The sequence below is a fragment of the Limnohabitans sp. Rim11 genome (genome assembly GCF_001269365.1).
In the GTDB taxonomy this organism is placed as follows: domain Bacteria; phylum Pseudomonadota; class Gammaproteobacteria; order Burkholderiales; family Burkholderiaceae_C; genus Limnohabitans_A.
The window spans coordinates 270,156-289,688 of sequence record NZ_CXOM01000001.1 but is presented as its reverse complement, the minus strand read 5'-3'; the positions used below and the strand labels follow the sequence as shown (position 1 = coordinate 289,688).

Sequence of the window (19,533 nt, the reverse complement as noted above, 5' to 3'; positions counted from 1 at the left end):
GCTTGTTAGCTGGCTTTTTTGCTGGCTTACTTACCAGCTTTGGTGTCGGTAAAACGGCCATAGCTTTGCAAACGCTCGTAGCGACGCTCGACCAATTCTTTGGGTTTCAAATCGGTCACTTGGCGCCATGCATCGCCCAAAGCGCGCTTCAAAAATGCTGCCATTTGGGCATGGTCACGGTGCGCGCCGCCTACTGGCTCGTTCACAATTTTGTCGACCAAGTTAAGGGCCTTTAAACGATGAGCGGTAATGCCCAAAGCTTCAGCAGCCTCTTCGGCCTTCTCGGATGTTTTCCACAAAATGGACGCACAGCCTTCAGGGCTGATGACCGAGTAAACCGCGTACTGCAACATAAGCACAGAGTCGGACACGGAAATGGCCAGGGCGCCACCCGAACCACCCTCACCAATGATGGTGGTGATGATGGGCACTTCGAGTTGGGCCATTTCAAAAATGTTGCGGCCAATGGCCTCAGACTGGCTGCGCTCTTCGGCATCAATGCCGGGGTAGGCGCCAGGCGTGTCAACAAAAGTGAACACTGGCAGCTTGAATTTTTCGGCAGTCTTCATAAGACGCAAAGCTTTTCGATAGCCTTCAGGCTTGCTCATGCCAAAGTTGCGTTGCGTGCGTTCTTTGGTGTCTCGGCCTTTTTGATGACCCAAGACCATGCAAGGCGAACCATTGAAGCGGGCCAAGCCGCCCACAATGGACAGGTCGTCAGCAAAATGGCGATCACCGTGCATTTCCACAAAGTCTGTGAAAATTTCACGAATGTAATCCATGGTGTAGGGACGCTCGGGGTGACGGGCAATTTTGGTAATTTGCCAGGACGTCAAATCCGAATAAATGTCTTTGGTCAGCTGATGGCTCTTTTTGCTGAGCTGGTCAATTTCTTCAGAAATGTCTACCGCTGATTCGCTTTGCACGTAGCGAAGTTCTTCAATTTTGCCTTCGAGTTCCGCAACGGGCTGCTCAAAGTCTAGGAATGTGCGCTTGGCCAAAATGGGCCTCCTTTATGGATCTCAATACTCAACCGGCAAGGGGTCGAGCGACCGCCAAATATACCAAGTTGCAACTGTACTATAGGGACGCCAGGCTTCCGCCACCTCGCGGGCATCGCTGCGGCTGACGGGCTCGCCCGAAAAATAGTTCTTGCTGATGCCATTAATCAGGCCCACATCGTCCAGCGGTAGCACATTGGGACGCATGAGATGGAAGATCAAAAACATCTCGGCCGTCCAGCGGCCGATGCCCCGAATGGCCACCAGTTCTTCAATGATGGCTTCGTCTTCCATGTGCTGCCACTCTTTGACGCTGACATTTTTGCCATGGAAATTGAGGGCCAAGTCGACAATGTATTCAACTTTGCGCGCAGACAAACCGGCAGCACGCATGTCGTCCACCTTGAGTTTCAGCACGCCCGCTGGCGTGATTTTTTTGTTCAAAGCGGCAAATTTATTCCAAACCGATTGCGCTGCTTTGACAGAAATTTGTTGGCCCACAATGCTGCGCGCCAAAGTCACAAAGGCATCGCCCCTAGAGACCAAACAGGCATCGCCAAACTGCGGAATCAGGCGTTTCAAGACCCTGTCTTTTTTAGACAGATGCGCACAGGCAGCCGTCCAATACTCTGGGGTAATGATGGTTTCTGAAACGCTCATTGCGCTGCTTCCCAAGTGGTGCCTGCCGCTGAATCTTTTAAAACCACGCCCTGCTCTAACAAGAGTTTTCTAATGCGATCGGCCTCTGCAAAGTTCTTGGCGGCTTTGGCATCGGCACGGGCCTGAATGTGCGCTTGAATAGCGGCTTCGTCCAAACCGGCGCCGGCTTGCAAGTGCGTGGTGGGGTCTGCTTGAAGCACACCCAAAATAGCACCCAAGCTTTTAAGCAGGCCCGACAGTTCTTTGGACTGACTGCGGTTGACTTCGCCTGCCAAATCAAACAAAACTGCCACCGCCTCGGGTGTGCCGAAGTCTTCGTCCATGGCCGCTTTAAAACGTGCAGCGAAGGGGTTGGCCCAATCAATTTGAACTTCAGCTGGCGGCACAGCCTGCAAGGCGGTGTACAGACGCTTGAGCCCACCGCGCGCATCGTTCAAATGCACATCTGAATAATTCAGTGGCGTGCGATAGTGACTGCGAACCAAGAAGAAACGAACGGTCTCTGCATCAAAAGCTTTGAGCACGTCGCGAATGGTAAAAAAGTTGCCCAAGCTTTTGGACATCTTTTCGTTGTCGACATTGATGAAGCCGTTGTGCATCCAAAACTGCGCAAACTGCTGCCCTGTGGCGCCTTCGCTTTGGGCAATTTCATTTTCGTGATGGGGAAACTGCAAGTCTGCACCACCGCCATGAATGTCAAAGCTGTTGCCCAGCATTTGACAGGCCATGGCCGAACATTCGATGTGCCAGCCAGGGCGACCTTCACCAAAGTTACTAGCCCATTTCACATCAGAAGGCTCTGTCGGTTTGGCGCTTTTCCACAAAACAAAATCGAGGGGATCTTCTTTGCCATCCAACACTGCTACACGCTCACCCGCATGCAACTCGTCCAGAGATTTGCCAGACAACTTGCCGTAGCCTGGGAATTTTCTAACTGCGTAATTCACATCGCCTTGGGGGGTGCGGTAGGCCAAACCCTTTTCTTCAAGCGTGCCAATCATGCTGAGCATTTGCGGCACAAATCCGGTAGCGCGGGGTTCGGCTGTGGGCCGAGCGATGCCAAGCGCATCAAAGTCTTGGTGCATGGCATCGATCATTCGATCGGTTAAGGCACGAATGCTTTCTTTGTTTTCAACAGCCCGCTTGATGATCTTGTCGTCGATGTCGGTGATATTGCGGATGTGCGTGACCTTGTAGCCACTGGCTTTGAGCCAACGCTGAACCACATCAAACGCCACGTTGGACCGCGCATGGCCCACGTGGCAAAAGTCATAGACCGTCATTCCGCAGACATACATTCGGACGTGGCCCGGCTCCAAAGGCGTGAAGTTGGCAACCGCGCGTGACAGCGTGTTGTAAATGCGCAAGCTCATGAATAACTGTTTTTGTTGTTGGGTGCAAAAAGGGGCTCGAGCCCCATTGATGTAACTGGAAGTGCCTGAACGCAAGGCCTCCGTTACAATTTGCCTCAGTATAAGGCCCAAATATGTCAGTGACAAAGCAACTTTAATGCACCTTACAAAGCACCCATGACGCCTTTTCATCCGCACACGCAATCAATTTGCAATTTCAAAGTCTTACAACGGCTATTTATCCGTGTTTTCCCTGTATGGCTTTGTTTGTTCAGCCCTTTTGTTTTGGCTGATACAACGGCAGACATAGAGTCCCTGATTCAAAACAAGCAATGGGCACAGGCACAGCGCTTACTTCAAACAGAGCTTGATCGAAAAGCAGCGTCTGCCCAATCGCCACAATGGCGCTTGATGAGTAGTCAAGTAATGGCCGGTATGGGCCAAACCCAAGATGCCATCAAAACGCTACAAGCCTTGACTCAAGAATTTCCCGAGTTGCCCGAGCCATACAACAATTTGGGTGTTTTACTGGCCGCTCAAGGCAACTATCCGGCTGCAAACGAGGCCTTACTTTTAGCCATTCAAGCACGTCCAAATTACAAAGTTGCCTTGCAAAATTTAGGCGACCTGTACGCAGCCATGGCCGAACAAGCTTATGCCAAGGCCAGAAGTCTGGCAGATGACAAATCGGTGCTGCCGCCGCCTAAACCCGCCGCATCCGTGACCACCACCACCAACACACGCACTTTGCGTTAATTTTATGAAACGAGTTATGACACGCCGTCAATCCTTTCAATTTTGCGGATCCCTCATGGGTGCTTTGGCGCTTTGTTGGACCCTTGCTTTGTCACCTTTGACAGCACTGGCGCAGGAAGCCCCCAAACTCAAAATTGCCACCAATATGGGCGACATCATGATTGAGGTCTACCCCGACAAGGCCCCCAAAACAGTTGCCAACTTTCTGCAATATGTCAAAGATAAGCACTACAACGGCACCATTTTTCACCGCGTCATTCCCAACTTCATGATTCAAGGCGGTGGCTATGACCTTCAGTACAAAGAGCGCGCAACCCGAGCCCCTGTACAACACGAAGGCCGTCAAGCCATGGCAGCTGGCCTGAAAAATCAAACGGGTTACTTGGCCATGGCCAGAACCAATGACCCCCAATCGGCCACCGCTCAGTTTTTTATCAATACGGTTGACAACGCCTTCCTAGACCCCACCCCGATTCCAGAGGGTGATCCCGTTAAACGCTTTGAATATCGCGGTCAGGTCTACGAAAACGTCCCCCGTGAGAACCTGCTGAATGCCCTGCAGCTTTTTGGCTATACAGTTTTCGGAAAAGTCACTTCCGGCATGGAAGTGGTGGATAGAATACGGGGCACGCCAACAGGCATGGGCGGTCCTTTCAGAACCGATGTTCCCAAAACCCCTGTTGTCATTCAATCAATCACTTTGGTGCCATAAGCATGAGCAATCCGCAAGTCGAACTCCATATCGCCGGCAAAGGCGTCATCCTTGTTGAACTGGATGCCGAAAAAGCGCCCTTGAGCGCTGAAAACTTTTTGCATTACGTCAAAAAAGGTCACTATGACAACACCATCTTTCACCGTGTGATTCCTGGTTTCATGGTGCAAGGTGGCGGCTTTGACCCCAACATGGAACAAAAGCAAAGTGACGCTGCCATTCAAAACGAAGCCAATAATGGTTTGAAAAACAACAAGTACACCTTGGCCATGGCGCGCACACAAGCTCCCCACTCTGCCACGGCTCAGTTTTTCATCAACACCGCTGACAACGAATTTTTGAACCACACGGCCCCTTCCCTGCAGGGCTGGGGCTACGCAGTTTTTGCGCATGTGGTGTCGGGCACTGACATTGTTGACAGCATCGAAGCCGTCAAAACTGGCCGCAATGGCTTCCATGACGATGTGCCCAAAGAGCCCATCATCATTGAAAAGGCTGTGGCACTCTAATTTGCCATTGAATGACTGCAACCGTGTTGCCTTTTCAGGTTTTCAAAGCCCCTGAAACTTGGCGCACGGTTGATTTCATTTCAGACCTGCATTTGCAGGAGCAAGACCTATCCACCTTTGAGCTTTGGCAAAGCTACATGCTCCAAACGACGGCAGATGCCGTCTTTATTTTGGGCGACTTGTTTGAAGTGTGGGTGGGCGATGACGCTGCGTTGCATCACGATTTTCTCAAGCGTTGTCAAACAGTTTTAAAAACCACCGCATCACATCGGCATGTGGCTTTTATGCGCGGCAATCGCGATTTTTTGGTGGGCTCTGCTTTTTTAAATGATTGCCATGTGCATGACTTGCACGACCCCACACTTCTGAGTTTTGGCCAGCAATCATGGCTCATGTGCCATGGCGATGAGGGGTGTTTGGACGATGCCGACTACCAAATCTTCAGGCGCATGGTTCGAAGTTCTGAATGGCAACGCAAATTCCTAAGCAAGCCCTTAGCAGAACGAGAAGAGATGGCACGCCAAATGCGCCTTCAGAGCGAGGCCAACAAAAAGAATCCACTGGCTGTTTATGCCGACGTGGATGAAAAGTGGGCCATCGATCAACTGCAAAGCGCGCAATGCGTCAGCATGATTCACGGTCATACCCACAAACCTGCCGACCACCATTTAGGTCAGTCAGGTCAATTTGTCAGGCGTGTTTTGTCCGATTGGGATGCCACTACACAGCATCCCCGAGCCGAAGTGCTGCGCTGGCATGCTTCGGGTCAGGTTGAACGAATCAACCTGATTGCCCTTTAAGCATCTAGCTGCGCAACAAATTCTTCAAAGCGTTTTGCAAGCGACGTGCCACTTGCGCATCGTGCGAGCTAGACAGCACCGCCGTTACATCCAAGCCCCAAGTTTCGGCAGGGCCCGGTTGATTTTTGCGAGTTAGCAATTGTAGTTGTAAGGCTCTACGCTCGTTCAAGTGCTCGGCAGGTGTTGGCACTTCCGCCGCCATTTCCAAACGCAAAATGGCTTCGCCAGCACTGGCTTTAGGCGCTTGGCTAACCGCTTGCGCCCACGCGGTGCGCGCTGCAGTGTTGACGTTGCGACCTAAGTCTTGCGCAGTAGGCACCAAATCTGATTGGCGCTTTTCCCAAGCGGCCAACAAGTTGGTCAAGGATTCACCATGCGCCTGTGCAGCCAATTTGCGCAAGGCCATTTCAGCGTGCTCTTTGGCATCGCGCTGCGCTCTGAAAGCGGCATCGCTAAGGCGAGGTCCCCGGTCTTCCCGATCCGGACGATCGCCACGGTCAAATCGACCGCCCGCTTTGTCGCCAAAGCCGCCTTTGTCAAAGCGTGCGCCGGGTTTGCCATCACGGCGGTCGCCAGGACCGCCTCGGCCTGCAGGCGCAGGCACGGATTTCTTTTGACCCGGACGGTCATCGCCGCGCATGGCCACCAGTGGGCGCGCAGGTTTGGGAGCTTGAACAGGTGCTGGTGCTTCAGGTACCTGAGCCGTATCAGCTGCATCAGCAACATGCTCAGTCGCATTAGCTTCGTCGGCAGGGGCCTCTGATGTGGCGACAGCTTCTTCAGACTGGACAACTTCAACCGGTTCAGCTTGCGCTGATGGCGCAGTTGCAACAGAAACTTCTTTGGCATGATCTTCTGCCTTGGCCTGCCCTTTTAAAGCGGCATCCAAAGCGGCCATGGCTGCTTTGATCTTCTGGACATCGCCTGATGCATTGGCCGCTTTCAAAGCATTGGAGGCATCCAGCACCAAACGATCGTGCGCACTCAGAGGAGCAGACGTTTGCTGCTCGCGTGAATTTGTTTTGCGGCTGAAGGCCTCATCAATGGGCTTGCGGAATGCCTCCCACATTTTTTGTTCGATGCGCCTGTCCATGGGCACGCTCTGGGCTTCTGCTTGCCAAGTTTGCTGCAAGGCTTTGACAGCATCCACACGCAAAACAGGCGCTGCGCCCAATTGCTCAGCTTCTGCAATCAAAGCCTGTCGGCGCTCGGTGCTGGCTTTTTGCGCAGCTTCCAGTGGCGCTGCAGCAGCGTGCAAGGCTTGCTTCCAGAGAGGCTGCAGTTCGGCAAACGCCTTTTCGTTCAGATGGCCGGCATTGCGCCAGCGATCGCCAAACTGATGCAAGGCTCTGAGGTGCGCACGCCAATCGGAATTTTGGGCATTGGCTTCGCCCCAAACCTTGACCTCGTCGATCAAGGCCAAGCGCTGTGTGCGGTGCTCGGTGGCTTCTAGCTTGATTTTTTCCAACCACGTTTGAACCACTTTGTAGGCATTGTTGCAGGCCGTATCAAAGCGCTTCCAAAGCGCATGATTGGGCAAACCACCTTGGTCTGCTTTTTTCCATTCTTCCCGCAACTGACGCAAGTTGTCTTGCATTTTGCGGCCACCCACGGTGGGCTCCAACACAAACTTTTCTTCTTCGCCTTCGGCTGCTACAGGCACTTTCTTGAACAGGGCTTCAGCCTTGAGTACCAAAGCCAAACGACTTTGGTCGGCCACATGGCGTTGCCATCCAGCGGTATCGCCTGCTGCCACCAAAGCTTCATGGACCTGCAGATCCATGGCGGTGTCCATGTTGCGGCCGTGTTCTTTGAGGGTTTGACGCAAAGACTCTAAATTGGCTTCGTTAGTCTCGGCAGCCAACACTGCCAATGCGCCCGTCACGACCTGATTGGCGGCTTCACGCAGGGCCTGGCGCTGGGCCGGATCCATTTTGGTGTTGCTGACCTTTGGCGCTTTGGCAGACTTGGCGTCACCTTGATTGACATCTTGCGTGTTGGCAGCAGGGCCATCTGCTTCAGCCTGAACGGCGCGGCCTTCATTTGATTCAGCTTGTTGGGCCGGCGATGCTTGACCGCCTCTTGCCACACGCAACTCTTCGGCCCACACAGGCACTGAAGGCAAGGGTTGGCTGGCGTCGTCTTTGGCTGCTTTGGCTTGTAACAGCGCTCCTTCAAAAGCTTCCCAAACACCTAGCAGTTGCTGTTTGGAGGCATCCAGTTGCGGTGGAAATTTGAGGTCGACACTTTGCCATGCCGCGTCTTCAGTCAAGGCATGCGCTTGTTGCTGCCAATTGGCCACATCCGACAGAAGCAGCTCATTGGCAGCGTCAGCCTCTTTCAACGTTTTGGTAGACAAGACTTCAATGCGTTGCGCTAGCAAAACAGCCGTTTCTCTTTGCACCATGACTTGGTGCTGCAGGTCTTCAACTGCTTTGATTTTTTCGTTCAGTTGTAACTTCAGACCGGCCAAAGGTTCGCGTGACAAAGGCGCGCCAGCTTTGGCGGCATCACGTTGCCAAGCCATGGCGTCTGCAATGTTCAACCGCGCGGCAGAGAGCATGGCTTGGGCGCGTTCGGCCCATTCAGTGGCCAAAGCATCTTGTCCATGTGCGCGCTTGAGTTCGTCTAATTTTTCGCGCAGAACTTTGGCAGCGCCTTTGTCGCGCGTTGAAATTTCTTTGAAAACCAATTGAAGATCTTCTTGAGAGGGGTCTGTCAGCAACCACTCTCTTAATTTGGCGGCACGCTCACCGGAAGTTTGTGCAGCAAAGGCGCCCCCCGTCATGGTATCCAGAGCTTGAACATCGGGGGTCTTAGGAGAGGATTGAGTCACGGTCACAACGCAAAAAGGTAAAGACCGTATTTTCACCGAGGAAGGCATCCCTATATATGCCCAAGACGTCTATTTTCGATTTTTTTTATAATCTTGAGTTCTGCAACCATTGATACCCTAGTGCCCACCTCCTCCATTCCCCACAACGCCAGCCAATTGGTGGATCGCTTTTGGCGAGGTCTCCAGACCTTTGCGGCGGATATCGCGCGTGGTTTTATCAATGTTTCACATCACAGCTTTGCGCTTTTGGGTTTGCTTGCGGTGCTCTTAGCTTTGCTGGCCTTGGCCAAGCCAGAAGTCCGAACTTTGACAGTCCAAAACGTCCAAGGATGGCTTTTCACAAGGCTGAACATTTCAGAAGCTGAGGATGCCAAACAACAGGTCTTGCTCAGAAGTTTGGCTGCACAGTCTTCAGAACTGAACCCCAACCAACTGGCCTTGGTTCAAGCCATCAGAGCCAAATATCGAATTGCCCCAGAACCGCTCAACGCGCTGATTCTTGAGGTTTACGACTTGGCAAACCGCGCGAACTTAGATCCCCCATTGATTTTGGCGGTGATCGGCGTGGAATCAAACTACAACCCTTTTGCCAACAGCCCTACGGGGGCAAAGGGCTTGATGCAGGTTTTGCCTGACATTTATGCAGAGGAATTCACGCCCTACGGTGGGAGCATGGCCATTTTCGACCCCAAAACCAACCTTCGCATTGGCGTCAAGATTTTGAAGGAAAGTATCGATTTATCGGGCAGCTTGCATGAAGGTTTGCGACTTTACAAAGCAGGCGGAGACTCTTTGTCCTCTGAGTCAGATTACGTAGGTCGAGTCATGGCTGAGCAAACTCGTCTGAAAGACGCCTTGCCCAAACCTCCGCCACGGGTCAACGTCGGCAAAATCAGTCCGCAAAAACCAAATCCGTAGGCACCAGCCTCGGCTACACTCAAGGGGTGCGCAACTGGCGATAGGAGCCTGGTTTTGACTGCCGCAGTCATCCAGCCTCTGACGTGGAAATGGGCGGGTCTGTCCTAGCCCTCAACCACTGGGGAGCGTGCACCTTGCGCAGGCGTTGCGGCACAAGGTTTTAGCCGTTCGCCTGGGCAGCCCGTGCAAACCTGTCAACATCCTCCCATGGACCCAAATGGTTTCAAGGGGAGCGCCAGTTTGCAAGGAACCATCAATTGAAGGCCTGCCATGTATTCAAAAAACATATTGATTGAACAAACCGATCCCGAAATTTTTGCCGCCATCCAGGCAGAAAACGCCCGTCAAGAGCATCACATTGAGCTGATCGCCAGCGAGAACTATGCGTCGCCTGCCGTCATGGCCGCGCAAGGCTCACAGTTGACCAACAAATACGCAGAAGGCTACCCTGGCAAGCGCTACTACGGTGGCTGCGAATACGTCGACGTCGCCGAGCAATTGGCCATCGATCGCATCAAACAGATTTTTGGCGCAGAAGCCGCCAATGTCCAACCTCATTGCGGCGCCTCTGCCAACGAAGCTGTGTTCTTGGCTTTCTTGAAGCCCGGCGACACCATCATGGGCATGAGCTTGGCCGAAGGCGGCCACCTCACGCATGGCATGCCTCTGAACATGAGCGGCAAGTGGTTCAATGTGGTCAGCTACGGCCTCGATGCCAACGAAGCCATCGACTACGACGCCATGGAAAAGAAGGCGCACGAAACCAAGCCCAAGCTGATCATTGCTGGCGCTTCTGCCTACAGCTTGCACATTGACTTTGCACGCTTTGCCAAAGTGGCCAAAGACGTGGGTGCTATTTTCTTGGTCGACATGGCCCACTACGCAGGCCTGATCGCTGCGGGCGTGTACCCCAACCCTGTGCCCCACGCCGATGTGGTCACCTCCACCACGCACAAGAGCTTGCGCGGCCCTCGCGGCGGCATTATCTTGATGAAGGCCGAGCACGAGAAAGCCATCAACAGCGCCATCTTCCCTGGCCTGCAAGGCGGCCCCCTCATGCACGTCATTGCGGCCAAAGCGGTTGCCTTCAAAGAAGCCATGGCACCTGAGTTCAAGGCATACCAGCAACAAGTGATCAAGAACGCACAAATCATTGCCGAGACACTCACACAACGCGGACTTCGCATTGTGAGCGGCGGCACACAAAGCCACGTGATGTTGGTCGACCTGCGCTCCAAAGGCATTACCGGCAAAGTGGCCGAAGCCGCACTGGGCCAAGCGCACATGACCATCAACAAAAACTCCATCCCCAACGACCCCGAGAAACCCATGGTCACCAGCGGCGTGCGCATTGGCACACCCGCCATGACCACTCGCGGTTTCAAGGACGAAGAAGCCCGCATCACGGCACACCTCATTGCCGACGTGCTCGACAACCCCACAGATGCTGCCAACATTGAAGCGGTTCGCGCCAAGGTCAATGCCTTGACCGCACGCTTCCCTGTTTACAAATGAAGTGCCCCTTCTGCAGCCACACCGACACCCAAGTGGTAGAGACGCGGCTGGCGGAAGACGGCGACCTGATTCGCCGCCGCCGACAGTGTGCGGCATGCGAAAAACGTTTCACCACTTACGAACGGCCAGAAGTTAATTTTCCGGCCATCGTTAAAAAAGATGGTCGGCGCATCGAATACGAGCGCATCAAATTGCGCGCGAGCATGAACTTGGCTCTGCGCAAACGCCCTGTCAGTACCGAGCAGGTGGACTCGGCCATCGAACGCATTGAAGAGAAGTTGCTGAACCTGGCTCAGCGTGAAGTGGCTTCTAACAAGCTGGGCGAATTGGTCATGCGCGAATTGAAAAAGCTCGACAAAGTGGCCTACGTGCGATTTGCCAGCGTGTACCGCAGCTTTGAAGACATTGACGACTTCAAGTTATTGGTAGACGAAGTTAGCAAATAATTTTTGCATGCCGATGCCGATGTCGATGAAATTGGCGAGTTGAGACTCACCAACAATTTGCCACCTGTGCTCTTTCGAGGCGCGGTCGACCAATGGCGTTGATCACCAGCAACCAGCCTGAACTTGCAAGCGCATCACGCTCACAAAATGTCAGCGTGCCCGCTTGGAATCCTCCATTCAAAATCAAGCTTCGTCCATTTGCACCAAACGATACGTAACGATTGACGGTGCTGTTGCCCGTAGCAGACACCGCGGCGGCCAGTGATGGATGTTGCTGCAACAAAGCCTCTGTGGGGTCCCAAATACCATTGCTGTTGTCGTCGACAAACATCAGCCAACCTTGTTGCCAAGTGGCTGGAGTGCCGCCCGCACTTTGCTTGGTTGTCTCACATTGATTGGGCAATGCACTGTTGTGCGTGGCCTCGGCCACGCACAAGGTGACGCGTTTTTCTCGGCGCAAAGCCTCGGTGCGCGCCGTCAACACTGCATTCAGCATGTCCTCTGCCGCAGCTTGAATTTGAATTTTGTGTTGGACCCAGCGCATGGATGAGGCCACCACACCGCACACCACAGCCAAGACAAACAACACAAAAAGTGTTTCGATCAAACTTTGGCCGTGTTGATTTTGCAAAGCTGGTTTTTTCGAGCACATTCAAAATCGTAAAAGCGTCTGTTGAGATCGTCCTTGCAAGTGCATGCAATCGAGCTCCCTGCAAGCCATCGTTTGCTTGTGCTGCTGCACCATAAGACATGCTGATGGCATGACAACTAAATTCTGTTTGCTGAAGGGCTTTACATTGATTGAAAGCCTGCTCAGTGTGGCCCTGATGGCCATTCTCATGGGCATTGCATTGCCCAACTTCGAACAGCATTGGCAAATCAGTCGGCGTCAAGACGCCCAAAACAGCTTGCTTCAATTGCATCTCAAACAACTGCAGTGGCGCGGGCTTCATGCGCAGTACGCCAACAGCATGTCGGATCTGGGATGGACCAGCAATGCAAGCAGCGCTGGCCATTACAGCCTCCTTCTTCAAAATGCAAATTCTCAATCGTACGAACTGCATGCCACGGCCCTCGGCATGCAAACGCGGGACGTCCCTTGCACAAAAATGAGCTTGTTCGTTTCTGCCAACGCTCAGTTGTTGAGAACCAGTCAGCAATCTTTCAGCAGCGATCCAGGTCAATGTTGGCGATGGTGAGATTGCCTTGCTAAACCTTGTATTGGGCTGGGCCCTCAGCCTGAGTGTGCTCAGCGCTGCAGCTTTGTGGCTCCAACTTCAATGGCAAAACGACCGACAAATTCGGCTTAGAAGTCACACCCAGCAAGACGTCAGAGCCTTAATGGACACCCTGATTCATGACCTTCGAAACGCCAATTTTCAGGCGCTGATGCCCAACAACATGCAAGGCAATTTAGGCGCATGCCCTTCTGCATTTTGTGGGTTGCCAGAAGATTTTGAAATCAGCAGCCATCAAATTTTGTTCAGTGTAGATCGAAACAGCAATGGCGTCAAAGACAACAATGAATGCAGCGGATTTCGCATCAACGGCAAAGACCTGCAAACCAAAACCGCTTGCCAGCCTGTGGTTTGGAGCACCCTGAGTGACGCCAAAAATTTACAACTTTTGTCGCTTGATTTTTTGATGGAATGCGACAACAGTCCAAGAGCATCTGGCGAAGTGGTGGCCGTATCGCTGAGTGCGCAATCTACCTCAGAAAAAGTGCCGCAAACATGGCAAAGATGGGTGCGACTTCGGAATCACAACAGCCGCATGCGTACCGCAGCATTCAACTGCAGCCTGGGCCCTTGATGAAATCACAACTGGGCATGGCCACACTGATGACCACCAGCATCTTGTTGTTGCTAACAAGCATGTGGGGGTGGTTAAGTTTCAAGTCGGTCATGGCAGAAACGACACGCAGCCAACATCAACTGTTTGCAGCGCAAGCATTGTCTCTTAGCGAATCTTTGCTTGAAACTGCCATTACGTACACCGAAAATTTTTATGTTCAGAATGGTTCTGCTGCAGATGCCATTTTTTGGAGAAATGCAATGCCACAAGATTGTCCAAACAACCCTTCAAGCAACCCTTCAAGCAACACATGGCAATGCCTAAATTTGTCACTGACACATTTACCGCTGCCCGATGGCGTTGACAGCAGCAATGCCCAAATCAAATTGCTTCGTGACCTGCGCAACACGCCTCACAAAGTCATTCTTATCAGCGAGGTCACTTTAAACAAGGCCCAAGCCGGCGCGGGCAGTCGCGCCACAGCGCAGCAAGCTTTGTTGATTCCTGTGAATGCCAGCGGCAGTGCCTTCAACCCAGCGCTGTGGCCTCAAGGTATCCAACCCATGCGTGTGCAACGCCTGACTGGCACTTGGAAAAATGCGGGGTACTGAGCATGCCAAGTTCTGTCACCCATTCAACATCAGGTTTCAGTTTGATGGAAGCCGTGCTGGCCAGCAGCTTAATGGCATTGGGCTTGGCCGCTTCGGTTCGGCTCAGCATGGTCAGTTTGTCAGCCAATCAAGCTATTCAAAACCTAGACAGAGCCAGCGCCTTGGCTCAAAACTTAGGCGAGTGCTGGGGTGTTCAAACACCAGTCTGTCTGCAACAGTTTGATAGCACCTCAGAATTGCCTCCGCTCTCTAACCCAACCCAAACTACATGGCGCCTAACTTGGGAGGTTTCAGACGTCCTTATTTCAGGCGCGCCTTCGGGCAGTCTCCAAGAGTTACGCATCAAAATCACTTGGCCAGAAGGCGACCAAATGGCTGAATTGGTCTGGGTCAAACGACGCGCATCAACCCCCTCATGGGTGGGTTCCTAAATGTCGTATCCTTGCTCTTTAAAGTATCAATTCTTTTCACGAAATTTTTCTGTTTATGGCTGCTAGCCCCTTCATGCAAAAAGCCTTGGACTTGGCTGCCCAAGCCCTTCGCATCACGTCTCCTAACCCCCGGGTGGGATGCGTGATCGTGAATGCACAAGGCGAGGTTGTGGGCCAAGGCCATACGCAACGTGCGGGTGGCCCCCACGCTGAAGTCATGGCGCTGCGCGATGCCGCTAGCCGGAACTTCTCTGTCGAGGGTGCCACGGCTTATGTCACCCTAGAGCCTTGCGCCCACCATGGCAAAACGGGGCCCTGCTGCGTGGCCCTAGCAGAAGCCAAAGTGGCCAAAGTGGTGGTCGCCATGGTCGACCCCAACCCCTTGGTGGCTGGCAAAGGCATCGACACATTGAAAGCGGCCGGCATCCAGGTCCAAGTGGGCGATGGCGCAGCAGCATCCGCAGCTCTGAACTCGGGCTTTTTGAGCCGCATGTCGCGTCAAAAACCATGGGTGAGGATGAAGATTGCCGCCAGCTTAGACGGTCAAACGGCCTTGCAAAATGGCCAAAGCCAATGGATCACGGGTGCCGAGGCCCGGGCCGATGGCCATGCGTGGCGAGCCCAAGCTTGCGCCATTCTCACAGGCATTGGCACTGTCCTAGAAGACAACCCTCGCCTGGATTTGCGTCTCAGCCCGCATGCTGATGCTCATCCCAGAATGCCTCACTTGGTCATTGTGGACAGCCGCCTAGAAACCCCCTTAGATGCGCAATTGTTTGAGCATTCTCGGCCCGGCGCCCCCACACCGCGGCAAGTCTGGATTTATGCCGCCATCGACAACCCCGCCAAGCGGGCAGCCTTAGAAGCGCAAGGCGCCCAAGTCAGCCTCCTGCCCAACCCCCAAAGCAAAGTCGACTTGAAGGCCCTTCTCCAAGACCTGGCGCGACGCGAAATCAATGAGTTGCATGTAGAGGCCGGCCACAAGCTCAATGGTTCACTCATTCGAGAAGGCTGTATTGATGAGGTGTTGCTTTACCTTGCGCCGCAAATGCTGGGGCTCGGACAAGGCATGGCGCAATGGGGCCCCCTGACTGACTTGGCGCAGGCCTTGCGCCTTGAATTCACAGAAACACAGCTAATCGGCAAAGATTTGCGGGTTTTAGCCCGCGTCTTGGCCTAAATCGTCCCAATCCCTGCGAAAATACGCGCCATGTTTACCGGAATCATCACCGGCGTGGGGCGTATCGCCGCCCTCCACGACCTGGGCAGCTCTTTAAGCCATGGCAAGCGACTCACTCTCGAGGTACCCGCAGGCTACCTGGACGACATCGGCTTGGGTGACAGCATTGCCATCAACGGCGCTTGCATGACCGTCACCTCCTTCGATGTGGCCACACACCAATTCACCATCGACATCTCCGCCGAGTCGCTCGACAAAACGTGTGGGCTCGACAAACTGGGAAAAGTCAATTTAGAAAAAGCACTGCGTGCCCATGACCGTTTGGGTGGCCACATTGTGTCTGGCCATGTCGATGGCATTGGCAAAGTCACGCATTTTGCGCAAGTAGGCGAAAGCTGGGAATTGAAAATTCTCTCCCCTGCCAACATGGGCAAATATTTGGCCTACAAAGGCTCTATCACCGTCAATGGCGTGAGCCTGACCGTCAACAAGGTATTGGATACGGCTGCGGGTTGCGAGTTCAGCATCAACCTCATTCCGCACACCGTCGAGAACACCGCACTGGGTACTTTGCAAACTGGCAGCCCTGTCAATTTAGAAATCGATTTAATTGCACGTTATGTGGAGCGCATGCTCAACAACGATGCATCCGCCAACTCAGCGGCTGCTGCTTTCAAAGCAGCTTCCCCCCATTGAAAGAACTCACATGAGCACAGATTCCGGACGTCCTTTGACGCCTGTCCAAATTTCTCCCGTCGAAGACATCGTGGCCGACATGCGCGCAGGCCGCATCGTCATCATGGTCGACGATGAAGATCGCGAAAACGAAGGTGACTTGCTGATTGCGTCCGACCACGTCACACCAGAGGCCATTAATTTCATGGCCAAGTATGGTCGGGGGTTGATTTGTTTAACGCTGACACGCGAGCGTTGCGAACACTTGAAGTTGCCTCCCATGGCCGCCAGCAATGGCACGGTGTACAGCACCGCCTTCACAGTTTCTATTGAGGCCGCCGAGGGCGTGACCACAGGCATTTCTGCAGCCGATCGCGCACTGACAGTCAAGACCGCCGTGGCTGCAAATGCCATAGCCAAAGACTTGGTGCAACCCGGTCACATTTTTCCTTTGCAAGCGGTGGATGGCGGCGTGCTGATGCGAGCTGGTCACACTGAAGCAGGTTGCGACTTAGGCGTGATGGCCGGCTGCAGCGCCTCCTCGGTCATTTGCGAAATCATGAAGGACGATGGCACCATGGCGCGCTTGCCCGATTTGCAAATTTTTGCAGCCGAGCACGGTCTCAAAATTGGCACCATTGCCGACCTCATTGAATACCGCAGTCGCACCGAATCTTTGGTCGAAAAAGTGGGCACACGAGTTTTGCAAACGGCTCATGGCGAGTTCACCGCACATGCCTTCAAAGACAAGCCTAGCCAATCTCTGCACTTGGCCTTGGTCAAAGGCAATTGGGCCGAAGACACCATCGTTCCCGTTCGCGTTCACGAGCCCTTGTCAGTATTTGATGTGCTGGAAGTCGGTCGCAAAATGCACTCGTGGAGTTTAGAAAACAGCCTCGACTACATCAACAAGCAAGGCCAAGGCGTTGCGGTGCTGCTCAATTGCGGTGAAAGCGCTGAGCAACTCTTGGCGCAGTTTGAAGGCAGAGCTCGCTCCGCCCAAGCCCCCAACAGAAGCAAAATGGATTTGCGCACCTACGGCGTAGGCATTCAAATTGTTCGCGAGTGCGGCGTCCACAAAATGAAACTCATGGGCCAACCCCGACGCATGCCCAGCATGGCGGGTTATGGCGTTGAAGTTATTGGCTACATCCCGAAGGAATAAATATGCAAGGCGCAGACAAAGGCATTGAGCAAGAGTTGGACGGTACAGGCCTGCACATTGGTATTGTGCAAGCCAGGTTCAACGAGGGCATTACCAACGCTTTGGCGGTGGCTTGTATTCGTGAACTTGAAGAATTGGGCGTGCACGACATTGACCATGTGTTGGTGCCCGGCGCATTGGAAGTTCCCATTGCCTTGCAGGCCATGGCGGAGCGCGGCGAGTACGACGCCTTGGTGGCCTTGGGTTGCATCATTCGAGGTGAAACTTATCACTTCGAATTGGTGGCCAATGAATCAGGCGCAGGCGTCAGTCGCATTTCTTTGGACTACAACGTGCCCATTGCCAATGCCATCTTGACCACAGAAAACATGGAGCAAGCCATTGCACGTCAGACCGAAAAAGGTCAGGACGCAGCCCGAGTAGCGGTTGAAATGGCCATGCTGCTTGAAGATTTGTCGATTGGCGATGACGACCTGAACGATGAGGAATTGGCATGAGCGAGTTGCCCGAAAACGCTTTGGCTGGCACTGCTTCGAAAAGTACCAAACCATCCAGTCGCAAGCCTGGAAAGTCCGCCAGCAAATCGGCGCGCAGCCGTGCGCGTGAATTTGCGTTGCAAGCGCTGTATCAAGTCTTGGTGGGTAAAAACGAAGCCGCCGACATTGATGTGTTCACACGCGACCTGTCTGGCTTTCACAAAGCAGACTCGGCACATTACGATGCGTTGCTGTACGGCTGCTCTGAACAAGCGGCAGACTTAGACAAGCTGATCTTGCCCTTGCTTGATCGCAGCATGGCCGAAATTTCTCCCATTGAACATGCGGCCATGTGGATTGGCACCTACGAGCTCAAGCATTGCCTAGAAGTGCCATGGCGCGTCAGCCTGAACGAGTGCATCGAATTGGCCAAAGAATTTGGCGGCACCGATGGCCACAAGTATGTGAACGCAGTGCTTGAAGGCTTAGCACCGCAGCTGCGCCCCCATGAAGTTCAAGCCGACCGACAGGCTGGCCGCGCACGCGCATGAAAGCTGTGTTCACGTTTCCCATTCGAATTTACTGGGAAGACACCGATGCCGGTGGCATCGTTTTTTACGCCAATTACCTGAAGTTTTTTGAACGCGCTCGCACCGAATGGTTGCGCTCGTTGGGGGTTGAACAACAATCCTTGAAAGACGAAAGTGGCGGCATGTTTGTGGTCAGTGAAACGCAGCTTAAATATTTTTCGCCAGCACGCTTGGATGATTTGCTTGAAGTCACAGCACAAACTTCTGAGTCGGGCCGCGCAAGCTTGGTCTTGACACAACAAGCGTGGCTGAATGCGGCAGGCCAACGCAAACTGTTGGCCGAAGGCACGATAAGAATCGGCTGGGTAGACAGCCAAACCATGAAACCAGGCCGCATCCCGGCCAAGATTTTGGAAGTACTTCAATGAACCAAGACATGTCCATCCTTCATCTGGTTTTAAACGCCAGCTTCGTCGTGCAAATCGTCATGGTCATCTTGATGGCCATCTCGATTGCCAGTTGGGCCGCTATTGTTCGCAAGCTCACGGCCATCAAACGCATTCAAACTTTGAATGAAGAGTTTGAGCAACAGTTTTGGTCTGGCACCAGCTTGAATGACCTGTTTTCAGCAGCTGTCCAAAATTCAAAAATGGCCGGCCCCATGGAACGCATTTTTGCCAGCGGCATGCGCGAATATCAAAAACTGCGTGAACGTCGAATTTCCGATACAGGCACCTTATTGGACGGTGCTCGTCGTGCCATGCGTGCCAGCTTTCAACGCGAGATGGATGTTGCTGAAGCCCAGCTTTCTTTCCTAGCTTCAGTGGGCTCTGTTTCGCCTTATGTTGGTTTGTTTGGTACTGTGTGGGGCATCATGCATGCCTTTACTGGTTTGGCCAGCATGCAGCAAGTTACTCTGGCCACCGTAGCGCCAGGCATTGCCGAGGCCTTGGTGGCCACCGCCATCGGCTTGTTTTCTGCCATCCCTGCGGTAGTGGCCTACAACCGATTTGCGCGTGACATCGACCGCATTGCCATCAAATTGGAAACCTTCATTGAAGAGTTCTCCAATATTTTGCAAAGAAGTTTGGGCGGCACGGCCGGTGCGGGCGGCACGGCTGGCTCTCACCTTTCTGCTTCTGGTCACTGATCTTTAGGGAGCGCCC

At 53.3% G+C, this 19,533-nt stretch carries 23 protein-coding genes and 1 riboswitch; of the genes, 18 read left to right on the top strand and 5 right to left on the bottom strand.

Features of this window, described 5'->3' with window-relative positions:
- Positions 1 to 26: 26 nt before the first annotated feature.
- Genes AMM03_RS01455 through cysS form a run of 3 tightly spaced genes read right to left on the bottom strand, consistent with a single transcriptional unit; the run spans position 27 to position 3,034 of the window.
- Complete coding sequence (locus AMM03_RS01455; protein ID WP_090128699.1) at positions 27 to 1,001, bottom strand: acetyl-CoA carboxylase carboxyltransferase subunit alpha; 975 nt, start codon at positions 999 to 1,001, stop codon at positions 27 to 29.
- 21 nt (positions 1,002 to 1,022) lie between these two features.
- On the bottom strand, positions 1,023 to 1,661 hold the full coding sequence (locus AMM03_RS01450) for a DNA-3-methyladenine glycosylase family protein (protein ID WP_090128698.1): 639 nt from the start codon (positions 1,659 to 1,661) through the stop codon (positions 1,023 to 1,025).
- A complete protein-coding gene (gene cysS / locus AMM03_RS01445) occupies positions 1,658 to 3,034 on the bottom strand; it encodes a cysteine--tRNA ligase (RefSeq protein WP_090128697.1) in 1,377 nt (458 codons plus the stop codon). Before cysS ends, AMM03_RS01450 begins: the two co-directional genes overlap by 4 nt.
- A 156-nt stretch (positions 3,035 to 3,190) precedes the next feature.
- On the opposite strand from cysS, the gene AMM03_RS14220 reads away from it, so the two are divergent.
- Genes AMM03_RS14220 through AMM03_RS01425 form a run of 4 tightly spaced genes read left to right on the top strand, consistent with a single transcriptional unit; the run spans position 3,191 to position 5,790 of the window.
- A complete protein-coding gene (locus AMM03_RS14220; protein WP_090128696.1) occupies positions 3,191 to 3,769 on the top strand; it encodes a tetratricopeptide repeat protein in 579 nt (192 codons plus the stop codon).
- A 16-nt stretch (positions 3,770 to 3,785) separates the two neighbouring features.
- Positions 3,786 to 4,481, top strand: a complete 696-nt coding sequence (locus AMM03_RS01435; RefSeq protein WP_369793655.1) for a peptidylprolyl isomerase — start codon at positions 3,786 to 3,788, stop codon at positions 4,479 to 4,481.
- Positions 4,482 to 4,483: 2 nt separating this feature from the next.
- A complete protein-coding gene (locus AMM03_RS01430) occupies positions 4,484 to 4,990 on the top strand; it encodes a peptidylprolyl isomerase (protein WP_090128694.1) in 507 nt (168 codons plus the stop codon).
- Positions 4,991 to 5,001: 11 nt separating this feature from the next.
- Complete coding sequence (locus AMM03_RS01425; protein ID WP_090128693.1) at positions 5,002 to 5,790, top strand: UDP-2,3-diacylglucosamine diphosphatase; 789 nt, start codon at positions 5,002 to 5,004, stop codon at positions 5,788 to 5,790.
- Positions 5,791 to 5,794: 4 nt separating this feature from the next.
- Here the strand turns inward: AMM03_RS01425 and AMM03_RS01420 are convergent, their stop codons facing one another.
- A complete protein-coding gene (locus tag AMM03_RS01420; RefSeq protein ID WP_090128692.1) occupies positions 5,795 to 8,578 on the bottom strand; it encodes a DUF349 domain-containing protein in 2,784 nt (927 codons plus the stop codon).
- Positions 8,579 to 8,719: 141 nt separating this feature from the next.
- Here AMM03_RS01420 and AMM03_RS01415 point away from each other — a divergent pair, with 141 nt between their 5' ends.
- From AMM03_RS01415 to nrdR, 3 genes are all read left to right on the top strand, one after another.
- Complete coding sequence (locus AMM03_RS01415; protein WP_194942715.1) at positions 8,720 to 9,544, top strand: transglycosylase SLT domain-containing protein; 825 nt, start codon at positions 8,720 to 8,722, stop codon at positions 9,542 to 9,544.
- Positions 9,545 to 9,564: 20 nt separating this feature from the next.
- Positions 9,565 to 9,729: riboswitch (ZMP/ZTP riboswitch) on the top strand.
- An 85-nt stretch (positions 9,730 to 9,814) separates the two neighbouring features.
- Positions 9,815 to 11,059, top strand: coding sequence for a serine hydroxymethyltransferase (glyA, locus tag AMM03_RS01410; RefSeq protein ID WP_090128690.1), 1,245 nt, complete (start codon positions 9,815 to 9,817; stop codon positions 11,057 to 11,059).
- Positions 11,056 to 11,505, top strand: coding sequence for a transcriptional regulator NrdR (gene nrdR, locus AMM03_RS01405; protein ID WP_090128689.1), 450 nt, complete (start codon positions 11,056 to 11,058; stop codon positions 11,503 to 11,505). The genes glyA and nrdR overlap by 4 nt, the downstream gene beginning before the upstream one ends.
- Positions 11,506 to 11,551: 46 nt before the next feature.
- Here the strand turns inward: nrdR and AMM03_RS01400 are convergent, their stop codons facing one another.
- Positions 11,552 to 12,157: a GspH/FimT family pseudopilin gene (locus tag AMM03_RS01400; protein ID WP_090128688.1), complete on the bottom strand. Its 606-nt coding sequence runs from the start codon at positions 12,155 to 12,157 to the stop codon at positions 11,552 to 11,554.
- A gap of 109 nt (positions 12,158 to 12,266) precedes the next feature.
- On the opposite strand from AMM03_RS01400, the gene AMM03_RS01395 reads away from it, so the two are divergent.
- From AMM03_RS01395 to tolQ, 11 genes are read left to right on the top strand one after another with little or no spacing between them, the layout of a single operon-like run.
- Entirely contained in the window at positions 12,267 to 12,704 is a 438-nt protein-coding gene (locus AMM03_RS01395; protein ID WP_194942768.1) for a type IV pilin protein, read from the top strand.
- Positions 12,705 to 12,711: 7 nt separating this feature from the next.
- Positions 12,712 to 13,317: a hypothetical protein gene (locus tag AMM03_RS01390; protein ID WP_194942714.1), complete on the top strand. Its 606-nt coding sequence runs from the start codon at positions 12,712 to 12,714 to the stop codon at positions 13,315 to 13,317.
- The gene (locus tag AMM03_RS01385; protein WP_090128685.1) at positions 13,317 to 13,910 is read left to right on the top strand and encodes a hypothetical protein; all 594 of its coding nucleotides are present in this window, start codon (positions 13,317 to 13,319) and stop codon (positions 13,908 to 13,910) included. The genes AMM03_RS01390 and AMM03_RS01385 overlap by 1 nt, the downstream gene beginning before the upstream one ends.
- Positions 13,911 to 13,912: 2 nt before the next feature.
- Positions 13,913 to 14,341 carry a type IV pilus modification PilV family protein gene (locus AMM03_RS01380; RefSeq protein WP_090128684.1) on the top strand — a complete coding sequence of 143 codons (429 nt, stop codon included), beginning with the start codon at positions 13,913 to 13,915 and terminating at the stop codon, positions 14,339 to 14,341.
- Between the two features lie 55 nt (positions 14,342 to 14,396).
- On the top strand, positions 14,397 to 15,521 hold the full coding sequence (gene ribD, locus AMM03_RS01375) for a bifunctional diaminohydroxyphosphoribosylaminopyrimidine deaminase/5-amino-6-(5-phosphoribosylamino)uracil reductase RibD (protein ID WP_090128683.1): 1,125 nt from the start codon (positions 14,397 to 14,399) through the stop codon (positions 15,519 to 15,521).
- Positions 15,522 to 15,551: 30 nt separating this feature from the next.
- On the top strand, positions 15,552 to 16,217 hold the full coding sequence (locus AMM03_RS01370) for a riboflavin synthase (protein WP_090128682.1): 666 nt from the start codon (positions 15,552 to 15,554) through the stop codon (positions 16,215 to 16,217).
- A gap of 10 nt (positions 16,218 to 16,227) precedes the next feature.
- A complete protein-coding gene (gene ribBA / locus AMM03_RS01365) occupies positions 16,228 to 17,361 on the top strand; it encodes a bifunctional 3,4-dihydroxy-2-butanone-4-phosphate synthase/GTP cyclohydrolase II (protein WP_090128681.1) in 1,134 nt (377 codons plus the stop codon).
- A 2-nt stretch (positions 17,362 to 17,363) separates the two neighbouring features.
- Entirely contained in the window at positions 17,364 to 17,858 is a 495-nt protein-coding gene (gene ribH / locus AMM03_RS01360; protein ID WP_090128680.1) for a 6,7-dimethyl-8-ribityllumazine synthase, read from the top strand.
- Positions 17,855 to 18,388: a transcription antitermination factor NusB gene (gene nusB / locus AMM03_RS01355; protein ID WP_090128679.1), complete on the top strand. Its 534-nt coding sequence runs from the start codon at positions 17,855 to 17,857 to the stop codon at positions 18,386 to 18,388. Before ribH ends, nusB begins: the two co-directional genes overlap by 4 nt.
- Positions 18,385 to 18,795: a tol-pal system-associated acyl-CoA thioesterase gene (ybgC, locus tag AMM03_RS01350; RefSeq protein ID WP_090128678.1), complete on the top strand. Its 411-nt coding sequence runs from the start codon at positions 18,385 to 18,387 to the stop codon at positions 18,793 to 18,795. Before nusB ends, ybgC begins: the two co-directional genes overlap by 4 nt.
- The gene (gene tolQ / locus AMM03_RS01345; protein WP_090128677.1) at positions 18,792 to 19,517 is read left to right on the top strand and encodes a protein TolQ; all 726 of its coding nucleotides are present in this window, start codon (positions 18,792 to 18,794) and stop codon (positions 19,515 to 19,517) included. Before ybgC ends, tolQ begins: the two co-directional genes overlap by 4 nt.
- The last annotated feature ends 16 nt before the right edge of the window (positions 19,518 to 19,533 follow it).

Bases quoted from the DNA above. Each gene is read 5' to 3' on its own strand.
- AMM03_RS01450 (WP_090128698.1), bottom strand. From the start codon at position 1,661: ATGAGCGTTTCAGAAACCATCATTACCCCAGAGTATTGGACGGCTGCC.
- cysS (WP_090128697.1), bottom strand. From the start codon at position 3,034: ATGAGCTTGCGCATTTACAACACGCTGTCACGCGCGGTTGCCAACTTC.
- AMM03_RS14220 (WP_090128696.1), top strand. From the start codon at position 3,191: ATGACGCCTTTTCATCCGCACACGCAATCAATTTGCAATTTCAAAGTC.
- AMM03_RS01435 (WP_369793655.1), top strand. From the start codon at position 3,786: ATGACACGCCGTCAATCCTTTCAATTTTGCGGATCCCTCATGGGTGCT.
- AMM03_RS01430 (WP_090128694.1), top strand. From the start codon at position 4,484: ATGAGCAATCCGCAAGTCGAACTCCATATCGCCGGCAAAGGCGTCATC.
- AMM03_RS01425 (WP_090128693.1), top strand. From the start codon at position 5,002: ATGACTGCAACCGTGTTGCCTTTTCAGGTTTTCAAAGCCCCTGAAACT.
- AMM03_RS01420 (WP_090128692.1), bottom strand. From the start codon at position 8,578: ATGACGGGGGGCGCCTTTGCTGCACAAACTTCCGGTGAGCGTGCCGCC.
- glyA (WP_090128690.1), top strand. From the start codon at position 9,815: ATGTATTCAAAAAACATATTGATTGAACAAACCGATCCCGAAATTTTT.
- nrdR (WP_090128689.1), top strand. From the start codon at position 11,056: ATGAAGTGCCCCTTCTGCAGCCACACCGACACCCAAGTGGTAGAGACG.
- AMM03_RS01400 (WP_090128688.1), bottom strand. From the start codon at position 12,157: ATGTGCTCGAAAAAACCAGCTTTGCAAAATCAACACGGCCAAAGTTTG.
- AMM03_RS01395 (WP_194942768.1), top strand. From the start codon at position 12,267: ATGACAACTAAATTCTGTTTGCTGAAGGGCTTTACATTGATTGAAAGC.
- AMM03_RS01385 (WP_090128685.1), top strand. From the start codon at position 13,317: ATGAAATCACAACTGGGCATGGCCACACTGATGACCACCAGCATCTTG.
- AMM03_RS01380 (WP_090128684.1), top strand. From the start codon at position 13,913: ATGCCAAGTTCTGTCACCCATTCAACATCAGGTTTCAGTTTGATGGAA.
- ribD (WP_090128683.1), top strand. From the start codon at position 14,397: ATGGCTGCTAGCCCCTTCATGCAAAAAGCCTTGGACTTGGCTGCCCAA.
- AMM03_RS01370 (WP_090128682.1), top strand. From the start codon at position 15,552: ATGTTTACCGGAATCATCACCGGCGTGGGGCGTATCGCCGCCCTCCAC.
- ribBA (WP_090128681.1), top strand. From the start codon at position 16,228: ATGAGCACAGATTCCGGACGTCCTTTGACGCCTGTCCAAATTTCTCCC.
- ribH (WP_090128680.1), top strand. From the start codon at position 17,364: ATGCAAGGCGCAGACAAAGGCATTGAGCAAGAGTTGGACGGTACAGGC.
- nusB (WP_090128679.1), top strand. From the start codon at position 17,855: ATGAGCGAGTTGCCCGAAAACGCTTTGGCTGGCACTGCTTCGAAAAGT.
- ybgC (WP_090128678.1), top strand. From the start codon at position 18,385: ATGAAAGCTGTGTTCACGTTTCCCATTCGAATTTACTGGGAAGACACC.
- tolQ (WP_090128677.1), top strand. From the start codon at position 18,792: ATGAACCAAGACATGTCCATCCTTCATCTGGTTTTAAACGCCAGCTTC.